Annotated in this window: 1 protein-coding gene; it reads left to right on the plus strand. The window is 63.0% G+C overall.

The features are described from left to right. The first annotated feature begins 127 nt into the window (after positions 1–127). Positions 128–862: a thioesterase II family protein gene (locus tag M1E16_RS08395; protein WP_458129627.1), complete on the plus strand. Its 735-nt coding sequence runs from the start codon at positions 128–130 to the stop codon at positions 860–862. Positions 863–1,128 lie beyond the last annotated feature (266 nt).

Here is a 1,128-nt window from a genome sequence, read left to right on the forward strand (position 1 = left end):
TCTCCTTAAGGGCAGACCAGGCCATCGGGCGTGCAGTATAAGACGCATCCGGGCGAAGGGCCGGTGACTAATTCTCCATGGCCCGGCCTCGTTATTCCTTTAATACAAACGATCGGAGAAAACCGCAGTGACCCAACTGACCCTGCTGTGTCTGCCGTATTCCGGCGCCAGCGCGATGGTTTACAGCCGCTGGCGGCGCAAGGTGCCGCAGTGGCTGACGGTGCAGCCGGTGGAGTTGCCGGGGCGTGGGGCGCGTTTCGCCGAGCCGCTGCACACCGAGATGGGGCCCTTGGCCAAGCAATTGGCGCGTGAGCTGGCCCCGACCCTCCAGGCCCCTTACGCCCTGTTCGGCCACAGCCTGGGCGCGCTGCTGGCCTGTGAAATCGCCCACGCCTTGCGTGAGCTGGGCTGCCCGGAACCGGTGGCGCTGTTTGCCTCGGGCACCGCGGCGCCGACGATGCGCGCCGACTATGACCGAGGTTTCGCCGAGCCGAAAACCGATGCCGAACTGATTGACCAGCTGCGCACCCTCAACGGTACCAGCGAAGAGGTGCTGGCCAATGAAGAGCTGATGGCTTTGACCTTGCCGGTGCTGCGCGCGGACTTCCTGCTCTGTGGCCGCTACCAGTCAAGGCTTCGGTCACCGCTCAACTGCCCCGTGCACGTGCTCGGCGGCACCGCCGACAAGGCCACCACCGAACAGTTGATCGGCTGGAGCCGCGAAACCAGCGGCAGCTTCTCCGTGGATATGCTGGCGGGCGGGCACTTCTTCATCCACGAACACGAGGCCAGGGTGCTGCGGCTGATCAAGGATCAGCTGAGCGTGCATCACCGGCGACACGGGTTGGCGATCAGCGCATAACCGATTCAAGACCCGCTTTTGTGGCGAGGGAGCTTGCTCCCGCTGGGCGGCGAAGCCGCCCCAAAAGAGATGGCGCATTAAGCCAGGCAGACCGCATCAGCCGGTTTACGACTGCTGCGCAGCCGAGCGGGAGCAAGCTCCCTCGCCACGGTTTTTCTTCATTCCTGACACTTGTTCCCAATCGCTAATTTTTCCGGTTTGCATTCGTTTCATAGGGACGACTTGCCTTTGTGCCTCTGTGCCCACTGATTCCGGATACCCCAGAA

The sequence above is a fragment of the Pseudomonas sp. Z2-11 genome, from assembly GCF_054161305.1.